Here is an 18,456-nt window from a genome sequence, read left to right as displayed (position 1 = left end):
ACTAGAATTGATTCGTTTAAAAACAAATACCGACAACTTGCTGCACTCCAATCCGGAACTGTATGCTGTGTTTGAAAACGATAAGTCTTTTGAAATGGCGCGTTTTATACACGCGATACTCCAAAAATACGAAACAGGAAAAAAGGTATTGGATGTTGGATCGGGTTTGGGGAGAGAAGTAGCTTTTCTAAGAGAAAAAGGATACGATGCTGTAGGCATAGATGCTTCGGAAGATATGGTTGCCTGGTCACAAAAGCACTATCCAAACGCCAATTTTTATATTGGGCAACAGGCAATGTTTGACCTAAACCAGACATTTGATGCTCTGGTTTGCGTTGGGAGCACCTTCCTGTATAACTACACCAACGAAGATGCTGGTTCTACTCTGACGAATTTCCGAAAGCATCTTAAAGATGGCGGCATTTTGTATCTTGATATGAGGAATGCAGCTTTTTTCTTAACAAAGGAGGGACAGAGATGGTTGACGGACGAGCTTTTGGAGGAAGCGATATTCGATGGTAAACCAGCAATTGTAAAAACACGCTTTTACATTGATTTAGCAAAACAGATTTTAAAACGTGACTATAATTGGAAAATTGGAACTCGTGAGGCGATTATTGAGCACTTGGAGCATCGTCTTTTCTTCCCGCAGGAAATAGCAGGGTTGTTATCAGCAAATGGCTTTGAGGTTGTTGAGTTGTTCGATAAACCGGAACCTCATATCAGTTCATTTACTGATATCCGTCCATTTCAATTTGGATATGAACTAAGTGGGCGGAGGCTTCAAGTAATAGCAAAAGCAATCTAAGGCAGTAAGGAGGTGTTAGGAAGCGTGGAAACGCAGATCAATCAACGCCGCGGCTTGCTCATACTTTTATTTTTTACGTTTTTCATGGTGGTTGGATTTGATATGATTATGCCGCTGGTTATCGGGCATTATGTCAACAACGTTGGCCTTACTGCGACTGCCGTCTCAGTAGCGCTTGCAATACGGCAGTTTTCGCAGCAGGGTCTTGCGATGATCGGTGGTGCCTTGGCAGATCGGTTTCAGGTCAAAACACTTATCAGCGTGGGCGTATTTCTAAGAGTTCTTGGATTTCTGACCCTGGCATTTTCAAGTGCCTATGGGATGCTGATTGCTGCCATGATATTGATCGGCCTAGGCGGAGTTCTTTTTGAAATGCCATATCAGTCTGCGATTGCAATGCTCACAACAAATGACAATCGTCCTAAATATTATTCGCTGAATAACACAATTACGGGGATAGCAAGCGCAATCGGCCCCCTTTTGGGAGTAGCCCTGCTTCGACTGGATTTTAAAGTTGTCTGCTTTGGCGCAGCGAGTTGCTTTATGATTAATTTCGTATTATCACGTGTTGCCATGCCACCGATTATGCGGCAGGCAAAGTCGTATGCGGTTATGCCTGCTGTCAAAAGAATTGCAAAAGACAGACCATATCAAATATTCGTCCTTTTGATGATGGTGTTTTGGCTGGGAGCGTCCCAGATTGATATTACATACCCCCTAAGAGTCCAGGAAATTTACGGCTCAGCTGATGGTGTGGGTATTATGTATACGGTGTATGCCGTTGTCATGGCAGTATTACAGTATCCTCTGGTAGCACTTGCTTCCAAACGATTCTCGTCTCGGGCAGCGGTAGTAATCGGAACCGGAATCATCACAGCGGCATTGATTGCTACCCCGTTCGCCGCCGATGTAAAGTCGTTTATGGCAATTGTGGCCTGCTACGCAGTGGGCATGATACTGGCGAGGCCGAACCAGCAGAATATCGCTGTATCAATGGCAGATACACGAGCGTTGGGAATGTATTTAGGGGTGAATTCTACAGCTTTTGCGATTGGCAAAGGTTTTGGAACGATTATTGGCGGCGCGTCCTTTGATATGGCAAAAAAATACACTCTAGAGAATGCGCCGTGGTACTTGTATGGCGTTCTGGTAGGAACGGCAATGATTGGATTTATGTTGTATAAGAATTTCGGCACCCCAAAAGATGAAACAGAAAAACAAAAACAATAGATACGGAGGAGGCAAAAAATGACTGGTACGAAAAATAGACAAAAATCGATCCTTATGATTTGCTGCTTGCTGGCAGTTTCAATGCTTGCTGGCTGCGGTGCAAAACCGACCGATGAGAGCAGCAATGCTCTAACTGAAAGTAATGCTACTATTTCTGCATCTGAACTGGTAGTTGCGGGAAATGAAATTGCCATTGGCGTAGATCCTACCGTATATCCTGCGGCGGATTATCTGCTGAATATGGGCGCTGGAGAAATTCTATTCAAAGCGGATGCAAACGGTGTGATTCAACCCTATTTTGCCAAAGATGTTTCACAACTTGATGAATATACATGGGAGATCAAACTGCATCCCAATGCCACGTTCTGGAGCGGCGACCCGGCCGATGCAGAAGCCGTAATCGCTTCCTTGATGCGATCAAAGGCGCTTGATCCAAAAGCCAACCCCTTCTTACAAGGGATTGATTTTACTGCGGTAGATTCCGAGACCATACAGGCCGTGACAGAAACTCCTAATGTGGATATTACTTTGAATTTGTCATCCCCACAGTTGCTCATTCATAATACCGCAGAAAAATATACTTATGAGAGCATCGAGACAGCAGACTATACCGGTATGTACCGAATTGTAGAGTTTAAGCCTGCACAGTGCATGGTTTTTGAAAAGAATGAAAACTATTGGGGTACAAAACCTGAGATCCAGAGGGTCGTACATGAACAGATTGGTGATGCGGACGCCCGTGTCATCGCTGCACTGAGTGGACGATACCATGTGGTAATGGATATTCCTCAGTCGGCTTATAGTCAGTTTGATAACAGTGAAGAGGCGAAGATTGTACTGGTTCCGGGTGCGCAGACCCAGACAATTTATCTCAACTGTGAAAAAGAGGCACTGAATGATTATCGTGTGCGTCAGGCTTTAGGTTGGGCTTTAGATCGTGAGGAGCTGATTGCTCTGGGTATGGAAGGATTAAGCGAGCCGGTTACTACATGGCTTGGTTCCAATCCCACATATGAAAAAGTAAAAAATGCGTATTACGATTCCTGCAACGTGGAGAAGTCCGCGCAGCTATTGGATGATGCTGGCTGGATTCTGGACGAGGATGGCTTCCGCTACAAAGATGGACAGCAGCTTACCATCCTGCTTCGTACTTTCCGAAACGATCAGGCACTCGGCGAAACCATTCAGATGCAGTGGAAGAAAATCGGTGTTAATGTTTCTGTGCAACACGGAGATTATTCGTTAATCACCACAGCGCGTGAAACGGGTGATTGGGATGCATCTGTCGAAGCATGGGGGACGTTCGGAAATGTGTCGGCGCTTCTGAACGCCCAATACGCTGCCGACGGCGCAGCCAATTACGGACGATTCCAGGATAAAAAATTGGCAGGAATGCTAGAGAGTCTGGCGCAAGCGGCAACCACGGAAGAACGCATAAAAATCGGTGAGGAGATTTCTCTTTACGTAGCAGAGCAATCCCCTGCGCTCTATATTGCACCAAGGCCGCAAATCACTGCTGTTAGCACCTCACTTGAGGGATTTGTCCCGCATTTCCGTCAGTTTGAAAATGTGGTGAATGCCAATCTTAGGATTAAATAATATCGAAAACGGCAGCAGGAGATACGGAACTGGACTCCTGCTGCCATTTTTTAAGTGAGGTGACATGATGATCAGAAATATGGTTCTGAAAAGGATTGGCAGTGCTCTTCTTGCTCTGCTCCTGTCCTCAGTTGTTATTTTTTTATTAGTTAGACTTGCTCCGGGCGACCCGATCAACCTGGTACTTGGAGAGGGGCCGGGCGATATTGGCGTAAACACGGAACTGCTTGAAGAACGTAGAGAATCTTTACGGGAAGCGCATGGATTAAATGACAGTATTCCTGTTCAGTATGCAAACTGGTTCAAAAAGATCATAACCCTGGACATGGGGACTTCTATTCGTAGCGGCAGACCCATCACTCAGGAACTATGGAGTAGAGTGCCCGCAACATTCACTCTCGCTCTGGCGGCATTATTTATCGAAACGATATTGGGTGTGCTGTTTGGTATCTATTCGGCAGTCCATGCCGGCAAATTACAGGATCGCGCAATCCGTCTGTTTTGTGTTATCCTTGCTTCGCTTCCTGCTTTCGTGTTGTCGTTGTTGTTTCTGTTTTTATTTGCTGTTCGGCTTCATTGGTATGAAATTAGCAGCCAAATGGAGTGGGGCAGATTGTGGCTGCCTGCAATTACACTAGGGATAATTGGAGCGCCCAGATGTATCCGCATGGTTCGTGCAGCAATGCTGACTGAGTTGGGTCAGTTATATGTTTCCTCGGCACTTTCACGAGGACTTACCTCCAAGATGGTTCTTCAGGGAGCGTTTCAGAACGCACTGCTCCCTGCCATTACAACCGTAGCCCTGTCCTTTGCACATATGATAGGCGGCTCCGTTGTGATTGAAGCTATTTTTAATTGGCCGGGAATTGGAAATTACGCAATCAACAGCATATTGGTACATGATTACCCTGCTGTTCAAGGATATACTGTGTTGACGGTTGCTACAGTCATTTTGATCAACCTGACTGTAGAAATCACCTATATACTTAGCAACCCGATGGTGCGCAGAGGCGGAATTTCCCGCCCTACTGCACAGCAATAGGAGGTGACTTTGTATGGGAAACAGAAAAATTCCAAGCACTGTTTTACTTGGCTCAATACTATTACTGGTTATTATCCTGCTTGTTATCGCTGCCCCTCTTTTTACCAGCTATGCGCCCGATGAAGCAATTGCGGAACGATTGCAGGAATTTAGCTTTTCACATCCCTTTGGAACGGATCGCTATGGGCGTGATATTTTCTGCCGAACGCTGTATGGCGGCAGGACTACCCTCACTGCGTGCTTTCTTGCCCTTGTAATGGCGTTGTTTATAGGCACGTTCTTTGGTATTATCACCGGCATGAGAAGTCGCGGCCTTTTGGATACGATCATAATGCGGGTTATAGATGTCCTGATGGCGTTTCCCTTCATGGTGTTTGCTATGGTGTTTGCCGCGCTGTGGGGCACTGGGTTGGCCAATTTACTTATTGCAGTAGTCGCAGTCTGGTGGGTTCCGTTTGCGAGACTGGCAAGAAGCATCGTTCTTCAGGTAAAGAATGACCCGTCTATACAGGCTGCTCGTGTGCTGGGAGCGTCTGGGTGGCGGATGGGAGTTTTTGAGCTGCTCCCCAAGATGATTGGTTCTCTATTGGTACTGGCCACGTTTGAATTGGGCACACTGATACTCTCTGTTTCGGCCCTTTCATTCTTAGGCATGGGAGCGTTACCGCCAACCCCGGAATGGGGAAGCATGCTGTCTGACGCCCGGGCACATTTCTTTCAGGCTCCGCACATTTTATTGGGTCCTGCTTTGTTCATTGTTCTTACGGTCCTTTCGCTTAATTTGATTGGAGAAGGTTTGCGGGATATGCTGGACCCGTATGAACATATTGATATTTTGAATTAGGAGGTCGCTATGGATAATTATTTGAAAGCCGCACTATCTGTCGAGCAACTCAAGGTTAGCTATGTGCAAAACAAAAAACGACTTCCCGTGCTGGACGGAATTTCTTTTGTATTGGAAAAAGGAAAGATTCTTGCTCTGCTCGGAGAAAGTGGTTCGGGGAAATCCACTTGTGGGAAATCGCTCATAGGCGTATTGCCGCCATCGGCAAAAATTGATAGTGGTACTGTCCGTTTCGGGAACGGTGATTATGTGGATATTTCTGACAATGATATCAATTGGAAAACAATACGTGGAATGCGTATTGGGATGATTTATCAGGACGCACAGCTTGCACTTAATCCCGTGAAAACAATACGTGTGCATTTTGAGGAGACTCTAAGAAACAAGCCATTTCCATCAAAAGAAGCTATGGAGAAAGTTTGTTATGATATGCTCCGGTTACTGAACTTTGATGATCCTGAGCGGGTACTGAATGCTTATCCTTTTGAGCTAAGCGGCGGGATGTGCCAGAGGGTTTATATTGCGATGATACTCAGCCTTGAGCCGGAAGTTCTTATTGCCGATGAGCCTACTTCTGCGCTAGATACAGTAAGTCAAAAAGAAGTGCTGCAGTTACTTCGGGACACACAAAAAAAGCTGGGATTATCTATTGTTTTAATTACCCATGATATTGGTGTCGTTCATGAAATCTGTGACCGCGTAATTGTTTTAAATGAAGGGAAAATTGTGGAACAAGGGGCAGTACAGGATGTTCTTTTACACCCAAAGGAACATTATACAAAACAACTGATTGAGGCGCGAAACTTACCCGCTTTTTCGCTGCCATGCTCAAAATGCAAAGAGCCGCTGTTGAAGATTGAGTGCATCAAAAAAGCATTTCAAAAAGGAAATAAGTGCAAAAACGTCTTAAACCAAGTAGACTTGCTTGTGCATAAAGGGGAAACTATTGGAATATTGGGATTTAGCGGTTGTGGGAAATCGACATTAGCAAGGTGCGTCACCGGACTGGAATTGCCTGATCAGGGAAAGATTATGTATAACGGCCAGGATATTTCCATGCTGCGAGGAAGGAAGAGACAACACATTTGCAAATCATTACAAATCGTTTTTCAGGACGCAAGAGCCAGCCTTAATCCTCGTCGCTCTGCACTGGAGCTTGTGCAGGAACCTTTGAAATACCTGAAAATAGGAACGACGAAGGAACGCACAGAAAAAGCTCGATTTTATTTAAAGAGTGTAGGGATTGATGGAGATGCCCTGCACCGTCGTCCTCCCCAACTCAGCACGGGGCAGTGCCAAAGGATTGCTATCGCCCGTGCCCTTATTGTGGAGCCTGAGCTTCTAATTTGCGATGAAGCCGTATCGGCACTGGATATGATACTGCAAAAGCAGATTTTGGATCTCCTGTTAAATCTCCAAAAATCCATTGGCTTTGCATATATTATGATTTCCCATGACGCAAGAGTCATCCGTCATTCCTGTGAAAGAGTTGCAATTATGAACAATGGGGTTTTTGTAGATATGGTTTCGACAGACAGGTTAGCCGCTCAGTCGGAAAACGAGTTTACACACTGCCTGTTGAGCAGCGAACTACACATAGCAGAGGTATCATAATTTAGCAGGCTGGTATAAATGGGTAGTTTTCGATGTACAGCCTAAAAGAGCAAATAATAAATAAGGTGGTGATAGAATGCATTTGCTGGAAACAATAGGAAATACTCCGCTGATTGAACTTAGAAACACTACCGCTTCTACGGAAGGACGACTTCTGTTTAAATATGAGCGTGGTAATCCGGGAGGAAGCATAAAAGACAGGCCGGCGTTGTTCATTGTGACAGAAGCTGAAAAACGAGGATTATTAAAACCCGGGGGAACCATTATAGAATCCTCAAGTGGAAACTTCGGAATATCCTTGGCGATGATAGGAGCTGCTAAGGGGTATCGAGTTATTATTCTGGTCGATCCTAAAACCACTGCGACTAACTTAGCTCTCCTGAAATGCTTTGGCGCAGAGGTTATTGTTGTAACAGAACAAGATGATTCCGGCAGTTATCACAAAACAAGGATTTCTCTTGCGAATAAATTGGCCAGTGAAATCCCTGATGCATTTCGTCCAGATCAGTGCTTCAACCTGTTAAACAGCACTGCGCATTACCAAGGAACAGCACGTGAAATCTTTGCTGATTGCCCAGATAATGTCGCAGCTATTGTGGCCGCAGTAAGCACTGGCGGACAACTGGGTGGGATTTCACGATACACGAAAACATATAGGCCGGACGTAAAAGTGATCGGTGTTGATGCTGTTGGGTCCTCTATTTTTGGCGGTGAGTCACACTCATATCTGATTCCTGGTATTGGACTGGCATGGACACCGTGCAATGTTGCAGTCGAGAATATCGATTCTGTGTATAAGGTCACTGATGAGGCGGCTTTTGTAGCAGCAAGATGCTTTGCCAGAAATGAAGGTGTTTTGATGGGGCCGTCCGGCGGAGCTTGCGCTTTGGTCGCATTAACAATCACTAAACAGCTTTCTCCGCACGATTGTGTCGTGTGCATTATTTCTGATGGAGGGGATCGTTACATTCAAACTTTACTTGATGATGCTTGGATGCAATCCAACAACTTTTCAATTGAAACAAGCTTAGAAAAACTTTTGGCACTCACAGGAACTATTACACCTTGGAGCATACATCCTGATCAAAATGCAAATTACAAACCTGAATTGAAAAGTCAGTTATGTGTTCCTGCATCGACTCAGACTATCAATGAGAATATAGATGAAATCAATGAATCAGCGTCTAGAATTTCTTTTATTGATTAGCATGGTGTTTATTTCGTCTGTTTGAAATCCCTGTTTGATCATGGGAATAAGATGAGGGAAAACCTGTTGCGAAAGAGAATTAAGAATTTATCCTGAAGTGCAAGAAATAATTTTAAAAACATAAGTTCCTCTTTGGACGTTGCGAAGAAATATAATAACGCGCAAGGGTTAGCTCGTGCTAACTTGCTTTTAATCAAATCTGATCACACGGTATGAAAGGAGTTTTGTCTATGTTTGCAGTATACAAAAAACTGCTCTATTATGTGCCCAAGCAGCGACCTTTGGCCTATATTGCAATCGGCCTGACGGTGGTGTCCACATTGCTCAATGTAGGCGCTTATTACTACCTCTATGAGTTTTTGAAACGATTGGTGGTAGACGGAGATATGGGGCATGCTCAATATAATGCGTTTCTGGTTGCGGGGCTGTTGATTGGCGGTTCGCTCTTGTATTTTGCAGCCGTGCTTTTGACGCATATGTTGGGCTTCCGGCTGGAGACCAACTTGCGCAAGCGTGGGATTGACGGCCTGACCAATGCCAGCTTCCGCTACTTTGATCTGAACTCATCGGGAAAGACACGTAAACTCATTGATGACAACGCGGCCCAAACGCATTCTATTGTAGCCCATCTGATTCCTGACAATGCTGGAGCAATTCTGACACCGTTTTTGGCGCTTGTGGTGGGGTTTTTGATCAGTCTGCGGGTAGGCATTGTTCTATTGGTTCTGTTCCTACTGAGTGGCGTGCTCCTTGTCCTGATGACCGGGGAAAAGAAGTTTATGGAAGTCTACCAAAAGGCGCTGGAGACAATGAGCAGCGAGACCGTGGAGTACATACGCGGGATACAGGTGCTCAAGATTTTTGGCATAGACGCTACATCTTTCAAGACGCTGCATCGGGCAATCGCGGATTATGCACGGCATGCCTTGAACTATTCCATGAGCTGCCGCAGACCATATGTGTTATTCCAGCTGATTCTATTCGGCTTTATTGCCGTACTCGTTTCAGTGGCAGCCTTAACGCTGAATCGGATGCAAGACCCTGCCGTGTTGGCGGTGGAACTCATTATGACGTTATTCCTTGGTGGAGTAATGTTTACCGCCTTTATGAAAGTGATGTATGTAGGTATGTATGCATTCATGGGAACTTCGGCGGTTGAAAAACTGGAGCAGGTGTTTTCAGATATGCAAAAGGATCGGCTTACATTTGGGAACAAGAGCACATTCAAAAACTATGACATTGAATTTGAACGGGTATGCTTTGGGTATACAGACCAGATGGTGCTGGAGGATGTTAGCTTCACTCTGAAAGAAGGCAGGAGCTATGCTCTGGTGGGATCTTCTGGAGGAGGAAAGTCCACGATTGCCAAATTGATTTCTGGTTTTTACAAAGTGGATGGAGGAGCGGTCAAGATTGGGGGAGAGCCCATTGAAGCCTATACAGAGGACGCCTTAATCCGCAATATCGCCTTTGTGTTCCAGAATGTCCGTTTGTTTCACATCAGTATTTACGAGAATGTCCGTCTGGCGAACCCAGACGCTCAAAGAGCGGAGGTCATGGAAGCGCTGCATCAGGCAGGTTGCGACAGCATTCTGGATAAGTTTAAGGATCGGGAAAATACGGTGATTGGCTCCAAAGGCGTATACCTGTCGGGCGGTGAGAAGCAGCGGATTGCAATCGCACGGGCAATGCTAAAGAATGCGAAAATCGTGATCCTTGACGAGGCCAGCGCGGCAATCGATCCGGAGAATGAGCATGAGCTGCAAAAGGCGTTTGCTCACTTAATGAAGGGAAAGACTGTCATTATGATTGCACACCGGCTGTCCAGCATTCGAAATGTGGATGAAATTCTGGTTTTGGAGGACGGGAAAATAGCAGAGCGAGGAACGGACGCAGCGTTGATGGCGACCGATACCAAGTACAGAGAATATCAAACGCTCTATGAACAGGCAAATGAATGGAGGGTTGTAAGATGAGAGAACTGTTTAAAACGCATTTTGCCCTGACCGACAAGGGGGCCAAAGATTTGCAAAAGGCCAGCGCGGCCTCCTTCTTCGTCTATGTGATCAACTTTTTCCCTGCAATGCTGCTGCTTCTCTTGGTGGATGAGTTGCTGTTGAACAATGTCAAGGAAACAGGGCTGTATTTGTGGGGATCTATCCTGGTTCTGGCTGTGATGTGGATTCTGCTCCGAATTGAATATGATGCGCTGTATAACACCACTTATCAGGAGAGCGCGAATCTTCGCACGGAGATTGCAGATATTCTGACCAAGTTGCCCTTATCCTACTTTTCCAGGCATGACCTTTCGGATCTGGCGCAAACCATCATGGCGGATGTGGCAGCTATTGAGCATGCTATGAGCCACGCTATGGCAAAGGCAGTGGGATTCCTGTTCTTTTTTCCGTTGCTTTCGGTTCTGCTGCTCCTTGGCAATGTTAAATTGGGGCTTGCTATCATTCTGCCAATTCTGCTTGGATTCGGGCTTCTTTTATTGTCGAAAAACCTTCAGATTCGGGAGTCATTCAAACATTATCAAAAGCTCCGGGACAACTCTGAGAGCTTTCAGGAGGCCATTGAAAATCAGCAGGAAATCAAGAGCTTTGGCTTGACTCAGAAGATCCGGCAGACTCTTTATCAAAAGATGGAAGAAAGTGAGAAAATCCATCTTCGTGCAGAGATTTCAGCGGGTATTCCTATGTTGTGCTCGAATGTCATTCTGCAATTTGCCTTTGTGCTTGTGATCCTGATAGGCGTCCAAATGCTGCATACAGGAGAGATCAATATCCTGTACTTTTTAGGATATGTACTGGCCTCCATTAAGGTGCGGGAAAGCGTAGAAGCGGTCAGCATGAATGTGGCAGAGCTGTATTATCTGGATTCCATGGTCAAACGTATCCGGGAGGTGCGGGAGACAAAGATACAGCAGGGCAAGGATCAGACAATCTCAAGTTATGATATTGAATTTGATCAGGTGTCTTTTTCTTACGATAAGGATACGGAAGTGCTCAAGAACATCAGTTTCACCGCGAAGCAAAACGAGGTGACTGCCTTAGTAGGGGTATCCGGTTGTGGAAAAACCAGTATCTTGCGTCTGATGTCAAGACTTTATGATTATGACGGCGGAAGCATTCGAATCGGCGGGCTGGATATCAAAGAAATCTCTACAAAATCCTTGTTTGAAAAGATAGCCATCGTGTTCCAGGATGTAACGCTGTTTAATGCATCTGTTCTGGAAAATATCCGTATTGGGAAAAAGACGGCCACAGATGAGGAAGTCGTTCAGGCAGCACGATTGGCCAACTGCGAAGAATTTATCCGGAGGCTTCCGGATGGGTATAAAACGATGATTGGAGAAAATGGAGCAACACTCTCTGGAGGAGAACGTCAACGGTTATCCATCGCCAGAGCCTTTTTGAAAGATTCACCTATTATCATTCTGGATGAGATTGCAGCCTCTTTGGATGTGGAAAACGAAAAAAAGATCCAGGACAGTTTGAACCGCCTCATTCTGGATAAGACCGTTATCATTATTTCCCACCGTCTCAAATCCGTTGAAAATGCAGATAGAATCGTGGTGATTGACTGCGGGAGAGTGGAGGCGTCCGGTACTCATCTTGAACTGCTTAAAGCTTCTCCAACCTATAACAATTTGGTGGAGAAAGCAAAACTGACGGAAGAATTCCAGTATTAACGTAAAGGGAACGGGGTGACCGTCATTCCTGGCGCGCCTTGTCCTCTCATTCATAATGAAGAAAGGAAAATCATATGAAAACAAACAACAAATGGACAGTCAAGGATGTGATTACAACAGTATTATTGACGGTGCTTCTCATCGGCATTCATTTTGTAGTTATTACTGTCTCTATGGTAAATCAATTTTTCAACTGCGTTTTATCTCCTGGGGTATCAATGTTTTTCTCTGCCCCGGTGTACATGCTGATGGTCAGCAGGGTAAATAAAAGATTCGTTTCTTTGACGTATCTGACGATTCTGGGCGTGTTTTTTTTGCTGACAGGCAACTTATTTCGTTTTGGTAGGCCTACTATGCGAGGTGGTACTATGGAAGCGGGGATCCTGTCGCAACGCAAAGAGATTAACCTTCGCATGGGCGATGGTGAGCCTGTTTTATAATGGAGGCAATCTTCTTCCGCTTTTGTTTTTCTGGGACACTTTTTACGCGTTTGCCGTCGCAAGCGGCATGGATCAAAGCTATATTGACAGTTACATACAATATTACACCTCCCCCGGCTGGCTGATCTTTATTGTATCTTTCTCTGTTATCTGTGGCTTTTTAGGCAGTATACTTGGGAGTCGGCTGATTGGGAAACACTTCAAGAAAGCGGGTGTTCTATGAGAGGTGAGCACTCCTTTGCTGTCCCGACCAAGTTTTTTGCATTGCTCTGCGCCATGCTAGGTATTTTTCTGGTGAAAAACATTCTGTTTACCACCGTTTTGGTGATATTCTGCTTCGTGTATGTTGGATTCCAGAGAAACTACCGATTAATGACATCCTGTGGAGCCTTTTATCTGCTGTTGTCATTGCTTTTGTACGCGATTCGGTTCTGGGGATATCATACGGTCATTATTTCCGAATTCCTTGTGTTGTTTTTCTGGAGCAGTATGGTAATGCTCATGCTGTTTTGGGATTTGTTTATGACGCCTCCTGGAGAACTGTCGTCGTTCTTGTCAAGTATCCACATGCCCACTGGCGTCATATTGGGACTGATGGTCATATTTCGATTTTTCCCCACCATGAAGGCTGAGCTTAAAGCAGTGGGCCTTTCGATGAAAAACCGGGGCCTTACATCTGTAAGACAATTTGCAGTACATCCACTTGCAAGTGTTGAATATGTCCTTGTCCCACTTCTGCTACGTATTTTGCAGATTGCCGACCAACTGGCCGTTTCCGCTGTGGCAAGAGGCGCTGAGTGCCCTGGCGTGCGAAAGAGTTACTACGAAACAACGATGCATATGCGCGACTGGTGTTTCCTTGCGCTTTGGGGAATCGTTACAGCAGCAGTTCTTTGCGTTGGAGGTGTGAAAATTTGATCGAATTTAAGAACGTATCCTTTCAATATGAGGGGAGCGAACAGCAAATTTGGAACGTAAATCTATCCATAGCACAGGGAGAATGTGTGGTACTCACAGGAGTGTCCGGCTGCGGGAAAACGACTCTGACCAGATTGATGAACGGTCTGGCTCCATCCTATTTCAAAGGCTCCATTTCCGGAAGTATTTGTATAGATGATAGAGACATTACAGGGATGACAGCCTGGGAAATCGGAACAATCGTCGGAAGTGTATTCCAGAATCCTAAAAGCCAGTTTTTTTCATCAGAACTTGTGGGTGAGGTGGCCTTTGGATGCGAAAACCACGGCTTCTCCCGGGAGGCAATTCAAGAGAGGACGGATAAATCCATTGAAACCTTTTCTCTTTCCTTAATAAGAAAAAGACCTCTGGATGTGCTTTCCAGCGGAGAAAAGCAGCGCGTGGCAATCGCTTCCGTCTATGCCATGCGCCCCAAAGTATTCGTTTGTGATGAACCAACTGCGAATTTGGATTTAGGGGGGATCGAGCAACTATTGGGAACGCTTTTTAAGTTGAAAGCCCAGGGCTACACGTTAGTGATCGCAGAGCACCGTCTCTCATGGCTTTCTGAGCTTGCTGATCGGATTATATATATGGAAAAAGGGAGGATTGTACGCGAATACACTCCCAAGGAGTTCACAGCTATGCCGGAAATGGAACGGCGCAACAAGGGGCTTCGGACGATGCACCGTGTACAAACACGCGAACCGCTACCACTTCCGAAACTTTTCGAGCGTGGGTCGCTGATTATGCACGACCTGTGTAAAAAATGCGGAGAAATAGAGGTGTTTACAAATCTTTCAGGAGCTTTCCCCCAAGGTTCTATCACTGCTGTCACCGGGCGAAATGGCGCCGGAAAAAGCACTCTGGCTTTAGTGCTTGCAGGTCTCTCTAAGAAGAGCGGCGGTGACATCATCGTTTGTGGGAGTAAAAATCATCTGTCTAGAAGGCGAAAAAAAGTATACTACTGCGGCAATGACACGACAACACAGTTCTTTACCGCAAGTGTTTCAGAAGAGCTGCTCTTGAATCAACCGTTGTCAGAGGAGCGAATGGAAAGGGCAAGGCAGTTGTTAAAGAACATGAATCTGTACGAGTATCGGGATGTACATCCGGCAGCCCTGTCAGGGGGACAGAAACAGAGACTTGCCGTTGCCTGCGCTATATTTTCGGAGCGTGAGATACTCTTGTTGGATGAACCTACAAGTGGATTGGATGGCGCAAACATGAGGAGAATATCCGATGCATTGAAAGCCGCTGCCAGCCGCGGAAAAACCGTGATTGTTATCACACATGATCCGGAGTTTATGGAAGAATGCTGTCAATATTGTTTTTCTTTAAAGTAGTTTTGTATCAGTATGCAAAGGAGCATACCTACATCTAGCAGATATTGGCTGCGGGGTGCCCGAAAAAATCTATGAGTGCCATTAATTCTTCATGGAGCAGTTAATAACCGCAGGCGTTAATCCTAAGACAGCGGAGGCCGATGCTTGCCATATGGAACATACTATCAGTATAGAAGCCTTTGAGAAACTCAGGGATTACTATTCCTCTCAAAAGGAAAAACAGTTTGCCCGTATAGCAACGGACAGATAATGCGGCTGGGCAATACACCCGACCGCATTATTTGTTATCTTTCTTCTCTTTTGTATCCAGCATTTTATCAATCAGGGCGAGCAACAGCTCCTGATCTCGCTGACTGCATTGTGGGACCAAGCGCCTAATCCGATCAACGATTTCGCTGTCTGTGATCATCTGCGGCGCAAGGATTTCGTCAAACGAAGCGCCGATGGCATTGACAAGACGAATCAGGACATCCAAGCTAGGCTTTCGCCGGCCGCTTTCTATGGCCGCCAAAAAACGAGGACTGATTTCTGCACGTTCCGCAATCTGTTCTCTCCTGTAGTTTCGCTTTTCCCTGGCATTCCGTAAGGATGCCCCAAACGAAAAATCTATATGTCGCATTTTTTTGTTCACTCTCCGTCACCTCACATAATTATATTTTACGGGGTAAAAGTATTATGCGAAATGATTGAAGAGTGGCTTTTTTATAGCTACTATGCGTTGTTTTTTTGCTTAGGAGGAGATGATTATGTGGGAAAATAATGACCTGTCCGCTTCTGGCAGGTCCTCTTAACGAAGAAAACCTGGTTGTAAAACTACGCCAGAACCCCAAAATTCCCGCTTCTTCCCTGCCAGTCTTTTATGGCCTTTATGGGAACTATTAGTAGCAATTAGAAAGCGACAAAACAGAACGGACACCGACATGGGATATTCCTGTGCCTGTGTCCGTATTATTTTTCCCTTATTCCCACGCTGCCGTTCGCCGCCTTCCGAGAGTTCGAAAACGATCCACTTTTCAAACTCTTGGAGGTAACGGCTGTGAGCAAAAATCGTGAAGAAAGAGCGAATTATTATCTTTATATAGATGGACAGGCTGTACCGGTAAGCGAACAGATTTACCGCGTGTATCAGCACTACGAGCGAAAAGAAGAATACTTTTCCTACGATCTGAAAACGGAAAAGTTCCAGAAAGACACTGCATCTTTCCTGCCCAGCAGAGAGGATTCCTATGAGCGTCTGTTGGAAAAGGACAGGCAGTTTGCTGCGCCCGGAAAAAACGTAGAACAGCTTGCATTGGAACATCTGGAAGCGGAACAGATACGCTTTTGTTTGGCTCAATTAAACGAAGACGAACAAGAACTGATTTTCCTGCTTTTCTATCAAGAAAAGACAGAACAGGAAGTCGGGAATATATTGCACATTTCGCATCAGGCGGTCAATAAGAGAAAACGGGTTCTACTGTTGAAGCTGAGAAAAATTTTTGAAGAATTTTTCTAAAATCGGTTGCTAAACTGCTCTCCCAACGGGGAAGTAAGTGAGAGGGTCTATCTCCCTCATGCAGCTTGACAACTGAATAGACGGCATTTCCGGTACATAACCCATGTACGAGCGAATCAGGCGCGCCGCGAAGATGACAGTCCAGGAGGTGATGAACAAGACTGTTCTGAGCAATCTACGCAAGCCTGAAACCCGAAAGCGGCATTTCGGGGCGCGATGACTGCATGGGGGCTTAAAGATACTTCCTCACGGCCTCCTAAAGACTTGGGGGGAACCCTGCGGCGCACGAGTAAAACGACGCTGCGGAGTTATGACAGCCGCGCCAGCGGAGACCGGAATGTCCCCATCGTCAGGGGTGCGTGGCAAATGTGGCGAGAATTGAGTTGCATTAAAAATAGGAAGCGATTACTTTCTTAGGTGGCCGTTTTCTATTCAAAATCAGATACCATGCGCTGGCAGTTTCGGTTGCCAGCGTATTCATGTGGTTTTGAAAGCAAGATGATAACCTTGACAGATTGGAGGGAATATGGTCTATGGAAAAACTCATTACACGAAAAGAAGCTGCTGAAATCTTAGGAATCAGCATAGCAACGCTGGATGCCGCCCGTAACAACGGCTTGATCTCTTATGTGCAATATGTTCAGAATGGCTGTGTATATTTTACTGCGGCAGGTCTCCAGGAGTATATCGCCAAATGTACGCATAGAGCAAAGCCAGTTGAGAGAAGCACAACTTACCGTAAGCCTCGAAGCGGAAGATCGTGAGCCGATCCGTATCCTTGATGGAATCAGAGAGGTCTGATAAAACAAAGGTACAGCGCTGGAGATTATTCTTAGGAGGTGGAGGAATTGGCAAATAGAAAACGAGCGATTCCACAATACGGTACAGTTACGCTGAACGGTCTTGACTATTACAGGACAAGAGTTCAGGATGCAGATGGAAAATTGAGGGCTCTTTATGCAAGGACACCTGAAGAATTATATGATAAGGAACTGAATGCGTTGGAGCAGATCGACAATGATACATTTTGTCGGAAGTCTCCTACCGTAGCAGAATACTGTGAGAAATGGCTGCTGATGCAGTCGGTTCATGTGCGGGCTACCACAATGACTGACTATACATCTAAAGTTAGAAGGCACATTATCAAAGAGTTGGGTGATATGGGGATGGCGGATGTGACTTTGGATGACATCCAGCTTGCCCTCGTTCCTGTTTCAAAAAAATCGGCTTCGGTTTATAAGTCTGTGGTTGTTCTTTACAAATCTATTTTCCGGGCAGCAAAGGAAAGCCGGATCATTGATAAGAATCCCACGGTCTATCTGACCTCAAAAGGCGGAGGGGTTCCGCAGAAAGAAAAAGAAGCTCTGACAGATGAGCAGGCAGCCCGCTTATTGGATGCCATTCAAGGGCTTCCGCCGTATGTATTTGTGATGCTTGGTCTGTACGCGGGCTTACGGAGAGAAGAAATCCTCGCCCTGCAATGGGATTCTGTATATCTGGATACGGATACCCCATACCTGACAGTACGAAGGGCATGGCACACAGAAAGCAACCGACCGGTCATTCTTGATGAATTGAAAACAAAAGCAGCGGAGAGAAATATTCCTCTCCCTATCTGCTTGGCTGACTGCCTGAGAGAAGCAAAAGCAAACTCCGCTTCGGAGTATGTTGTTCCAAATCGTGATGGCGATCCGCTGTCCTACACGCAGTTCAAGCGGCTCTGGCAGTATATAGTTACCAGAACAACAAAGGAGAGGGTTTATTACCGATACGAAGATGGGAAAAGAGTAAAGCATACTGTCACACCCGTCTTGGGAGAAAAGGCTGCTCATAACGGAAAAGTGGTTTACAGCTTGGACTTTGAGGTAACACCCCATCAGCTCCGGCATACATATATCACGAACCTGATTCATTCATCGGTAGACCCCAAAACAGTACAATACTTGGCAGGCCATGAGAGCAGCAAGATTACAATGGACATCTATGCAAAAGTCAAATACAATCGACCGGATGAGCTGGTTAAAAGCATGGGCGGTGCATTTGCTCAGTGGGATGGTGTTTGAGCCTAAAGTGCAGAAGCAATGAAACATCATAATTAGTTAAGAGCGAGGCAAGGATGTCTCGCTCTTCATTTTCCTCAATCCGTATCTTTGATTAAATTCATGCTTTCTGATAAAACG

Annotated in this window: 16 protein-coding genes and 1 pseudogene; 16 read left to right on the top strand and 1 reads right to left on the bottom strand. The window is 45.6% G+C overall.

From position 1 onward, the window contains the following. Nucleotides 1–7: 7 nt before the first annotated feature. The 13 genes and pseudogenes from M1L66_RS28210 to M1L66_RS28150 all read left to right on the top strand — a co-directional run bounded on the left by M1L66_RS28210 (nt 8) and on the right by M1L66_RS28150 (nt 15,031). Nucleotides 8–808, top strand: coding sequence for a class I SAM-dependent methyltransferase (locus M1L66_RS28210; RefSeq protein WP_002571049.1), 801 nt, complete (start codon nt 8–10; stop codon nt 806–808). Nucleotides 809–832: 24 nt separating this feature from the next. Further along, nucleotides 833–2,038: an MFS transporter gene (locus M1L66_RS28205; RefSeq protein WP_002571050.1), complete on the top strand. Its 1,206-nt coding sequence runs from the start codon at nt 833–835 to the stop codon at nt 2,036–2,038. An 18-nt stretch (nt 2,039–2,056) separates the two neighbouring features. Further along, nucleotides 2,057–3,637, top strand: a complete 1,581-nt coding sequence (locus M1L66_RS28200) for an ABC transporter substrate-binding protein (protein ID WP_002571051.1) — start codon at nt 2,057–2,059, stop codon at nt 3,635–3,637. Between the two features lie 64 nt (nt 3,638–3,701). Next, entirely contained in the window at nt 3,702–4,679 is a 978-nt protein-coding gene (locus M1L66_RS28195) for an ABC transporter permease (RefSeq protein ID WP_227055895.1), read from the top strand. Nucleotides 4,680–4,692: 13 nt separating this feature from the next. Then, nucleotides 4,693–5,523: an ABC transporter permease gene (locus M1L66_RS28190; protein ID WP_002571053.1), complete on the top strand. Its 831-nt coding sequence runs from the start codon at nt 4,693–4,695 to the stop codon at nt 5,521–5,523. A gap of 9 nt (nt 5,524–5,532) precedes the next feature. Beyond that, nucleotides 5,533–7,137, top strand: coding sequence for a nickel ABC transporter ATP-binding protein NikE (gene nikE, locus M1L66_RS28185; RefSeq protein WP_002571054.1), 1,605 nt, complete (start codon nt 5,533–5,535; stop codon nt 7,135–7,137). Between the two features lie 76 nt (nt 7,138–7,213). After that, the gene (locus M1L66_RS28180) at nt 7,214–8,344 is read left to right on the top strand and encodes a PLP-dependent cysteine synthase family protein (protein WP_002571055.1); all 1,131 of its coding nucleotides are present in this window, start codon (nt 7,214–7,216) and stop codon (nt 8,342–8,344) included. Between the two features lie 230 nt (nt 8,345–8,574). Further along, nucleotides 8,575–10,320, top strand: a complete 1,746-nt coding sequence (locus M1L66_RS28175; protein ID WP_002571056.1) for an ABC transporter ATP-binding protein — start codon at nt 8,575–8,577, stop codon at nt 10,318–10,320. Continuing rightward, a complete protein-coding gene (locus M1L66_RS28170; protein WP_009255325.1) occupies nt 10,317–12,038 on the top strand; it encodes an ABC transporter ATP-binding protein in 1,722 nt (573 codons plus the stop codon). Before M1L66_RS28175 ends, M1L66_RS28170 begins: the two co-directional genes overlap by 4 nt. A 74-nt stretch (nt 12,039–12,112) precedes the next feature. After that, nucleotides 12,113–12,701 (top strand): annotated as a pseudogene (locus M1L66_RS28165) (MptD family putative ECF transporter S component). Continuing rightward, a complete protein-coding gene (locus tag M1L66_RS28160; protein WP_002571059.1) occupies nt 12,698–13,396 on the top strand; it encodes an energy-coupling factor transporter transmembrane component T family protein in 699 nt (232 codons plus the stop codon). Before M1L66_RS28165 ends, M1L66_RS28160 begins: the two are co-directional and overlap by 4 nt. Next, on the top strand, nt 13,393–14,781 hold the full coding sequence (locus tag M1L66_RS28155) for an ABC transporter ATP-binding protein (RefSeq protein ID WP_002571060.1): 1,389 nt from the start codon (nt 13,393–13,395) through the stop codon (nt 14,779–14,781). Before M1L66_RS28160 ends, M1L66_RS28155 begins: the two co-directional genes overlap by 4 nt. A 91-nt stretch (nt 14,782–14,872) precedes the next feature. After that, nucleotides 14,873–15,031 (top strand): iron dependent repressor, metal binding and dimerization domain protein, encoded by a 159-nt coding sequence (locus M1L66_RS28150; protein WP_006770731.1) that lies wholly within the window; start codon nt 14,873–14,875, stop codon nt 15,029–15,031. 27 nt (nt 15,032–15,058) lie between these two features. Here the strand turns inward: M1L66_RS28150 and M1L66_RS28145 are convergent, their stop codons facing one another. Continuing rightward, a complete protein-coding gene (locus tag M1L66_RS28145; RefSeq protein WP_002571061.1) occupies nt 15,059–15,412 on the bottom strand; it encodes a helix-turn-helix domain-containing protein in 354 nt (117 codons plus the stop codon). Nucleotides 15,413–15,817: 405 nt separating this feature from the next. Here M1L66_RS28145 and M1L66_RS28140 point away from each other — a divergent pair, with 405 nt between their 5' ends. The 3 genes from M1L66_RS28140 (at nt 15,818) to M1L66_RS28130 (ending at nt 18,339) form a co-directional block, all read left to right on the top strand. Then, entirely contained in the window at nt 15,818–16,276 is a 459-nt protein-coding gene (locus M1L66_RS28140; protein WP_002571062.1) for a sigma factor-like helix-turn-helix DNA-binding protein, read from the top strand. Between the two features lie 533 nt (nt 16,277–16,809). After that, nucleotides 16,810–17,040: a helix-turn-helix domain-containing protein gene (locus tag M1L66_RS28135; RefSeq protein ID WP_002571063.1), complete on the top strand. Its 231-nt coding sequence runs from the start codon at nt 16,810–16,812 to the stop codon at nt 17,038–17,040. Nucleotides 17,041–17,124: 84 nt separating this feature from the next. After that, the gene (locus M1L66_RS28130) at nt 17,125–18,339 is read left to right on the top strand and encodes a tyrosine-type recombinase/integrase (protein WP_002571064.1); all 1,215 of its coding nucleotides are present in this window, start codon (nt 17,125–17,127) and stop codon (nt 18,337–18,339) included. Nucleotides 18,340–18,456 lie beyond the last annotated feature (117 nt).

It is taken from the genome of Hungatella sp. SB206 (assembly GCF_051132295.1).
In the GTDB taxonomy this organism is placed as follows: Bacteria; Bacillota; Clostridia; order Lachnospirales; family Lachnospiraceae; genus Hungatella; species Hungatella effluvii.
Note: the sequence above shows the minus strand (reverse complement) of the source record. Positions and strands in the feature narration are given on the sequence as shown.

Excerpts from the sequence above, each read along its gene's own strand:
- M1L66_RS28180 (WP_002571055.1), top strand. The coding sequence starts at position 7,214 with ATGCATTTGCTGGAAACAATAGGAAATACTCCGCTGATTGAACTTAGA.
- M1L66_RS28190 (WP_002571053.1), top strand. The coding sequence starts at position 4,693 with ATGGGAAACAGAAAAATTCCAAGCACTGTTTTACTTGGCTCAATACTA.
- M1L66_RS28135 (WP_002571063.1), top strand. The coding sequence starts at position 16,810 with ATGGAAAAACTCATTACACGAAAAGAAGCTGCTGAAATCTTAGGAATC.
- M1L66_RS28160 (WP_002571059.1), top strand. The coding sequence starts at position 12,698 with ATGAGAGGTGAGCACTCCTTTGCTGTCCCGACCAAGTTTTTTGCATTG.
- M1L66_RS28175 (WP_002571056.1), top strand. The coding sequence starts at position 8,575 with ATGTTTGCAGTATACAAAAAACTGCTCTATTATGTGCCCAAGCAGCGA.
- M1L66_RS28195 (WP_227055895.1), top strand. The coding sequence starts at position 3,702 with ATGATGATCAGAAATATGGTTCTGAAAAGGATTGGCAGTGCTCTTCTT.
- M1L66_RS28150 (WP_006770731.1), top strand. The coding sequence starts at position 14,873 with ATGGAGCAGTTAATAACCGCAGGCGTTAATCCTAAGACAGCGGAGGCC.
- nikE (WP_002571054.1), top strand. The coding sequence starts at position 5,533 with ATGGATAATTATTTGAAAGCCGCACTATCTGTCGAGCAACTCAAGGTT.
- M1L66_RS28170 (WP_009255325.1), top strand. The coding sequence starts at position 10,317 with ATGAGAGAACTGTTTAAAACGCATTTTGCCCTGACCGACAAGGGGGCC.
- M1L66_RS28200 (WP_002571051.1), top strand. The coding sequence starts at position 2,057 with ATGACTGGTACGAAAAATAGACAAAAATCGATCCTTATGATTTGCTGC.